Raw genomic sequence first — 1,556 nt, 5'->3', positions numbered from 1 at the left:
TGGTGCCCGGGCTTGCGGTTGTTCTGGTGGGCGAGGATCCTGCGAGCCAGGTCTATGTCAGGAACAAGGCGGTCCAGACGCGCGAGGCGGGGATGGCGAGCTTCGAGCACCGGCTTGCGGCCGAGACGCCGCAGGCGGCGCTGCTGGCGCTGGTCGCGCGGCTCAATGCCGACCCGGCCGTGCACGGCATCCTGGTGCAGCTGCCGCTGCCCGCGCATATGGACGCCGGGGCGGTGATCGCCGCCATCGACCCGCGAAAGGACGTGGACGGGTTCCATGCGCTGAACGTGGGGCTGCTGGGGACCGGGCAGAAGGCGCTGGTGCCCTGCACGCCCTCGGGCTGCCTGATGCTCTTGCGCGAGACGCTCGGGGATCTGTCGGGGCTGGAGGCGGTGGTGGTGGGGCGCAGCAACATCGTGGGCAAGCCGATGGCGCAGCTCTTGCTGGCCGAGAACTGCACGGTGACCATCGCCCACAGCCGCACCCGCGAGCTGGCGGCGGTCTGCCGGCGGGCCGACATCCTGGTGGCGGCGGTGGGCCGGGCGCGGATGATCCGGGGCGAGTGGATCAAGCCCGGCGCCACGGTGATCGACGTGGGCATCAACCGCATCGAGGAGGAGGGCCGGTCGCGGCTGGTCGGCGACGTGGACTTCGCGGGCGCGGCGCAGGTGGCGGGCGCGATCACCCCGGTGCCGGGGGGCGTGGGGCCGATGACCATCGCCTGCCTGCTGGCCAATACGCTGGTGGCCTGCTGCCGGGCGCATGGTCTGCCCGAGCCGGACCCGGGCCGGGCCGAAGGCGCGGCGGCCTGAGGGATGGCGCGGGACGGCGGGGGGCGCTGCCCCCCCGCTCCTGCGGCCCCTCGAGGGGGCCGCAGGAGCGTCCCCCCGGGATATTTGCACACGGAAGAAACCAGGGCGCTTGCCCTTTCAGTGGAGAGCCAGATGAAGAAATACACGCTGACGGTCGCCTGCCCCTCGACGCGCGGCATCGTCGCCACCGTGGCCGGCTTTCTGGCCGAGCATGGCTGCAACATCACCGACAGTTCGCAGTTCGACGATACCGAGACCGGGCGCTTCTTCATGCGGGTGAGCTTCGTCTCGGAGGAGGGCGTGGGGCTGGAGGCGCTGCGTGCGGGCCTGGCCGGCCCGGCCGAGCCCTTCGCCATGGACTACGCCATCCATGACGAGGCCGAGAAGATGAAGGTGGTGATCATGGTCAGCCGCTTCGGCCATTGCCTGAACGACCTTCTCTATCGCTGGCGCATCGGCGCGCTGCCGATCGAGATCGTGGCGGTGATCTCGAACCACATGGACTACCAGAAGGTGGTGGTGAACCACGACATCCCCTTCCACTGCATCAAGGTCACGCGCGAGAACAAGCCGCAGGCCGAGGCGCAGCTGATGGCGGTGGTCGAGGATTCGGGGGCCGAGCTGGTGGTGCTGGCGCGCTACATGCAGGTGCTGTCGGATGCATTGTGCAAGAAGATGTCGGGGCGGATCATCAACATCCACCATTCCTTCCTGCCGAGCTTCAAGGGCGCCAACCCCTACAAG

General features: G+C 69.3%; 2 protein-coding genes. Both read left to right on the top strand.

Features of this window, described 5'->3' with window-relative positions; translation table 11 throughout:
• Positions 1 to 812: bifunctional methylenetetrahydrofolate dehydrogenase/methenyltetrahydrofolate cyclohydrolase FolD (gene folD / locus FE811_RS26785; protein ID WP_140849549.1), on the top strand; the 812-nt coding region annotated here is incomplete at its 5' end.
• A 132-nt stretch (positions 813 to 944) separates the two neighbouring features.
• On the top strand, positions 945 to 1,556 hold a 612-nt coding region (locus tag FE811_RS26780; protein WP_140849547.1), incomplete at its 3' end, for a formyltetrahydrofolate deformylase.

The sequence above is a fragment of the Paracoccus sp. FO-3 genome, from assembly GCF_006386455.1.
Taxonomy (GTDB): Bacteria; Pseudomonadota; Alphaproteobacteria; order Rhodobacterales; family Rhodobacteraceae; genus Paracoccus; species Paracoccus versutus.
Note: the sequence above shows the minus strand (reverse complement) of the source record. Positions and strands in the feature narration are given on the sequence as shown.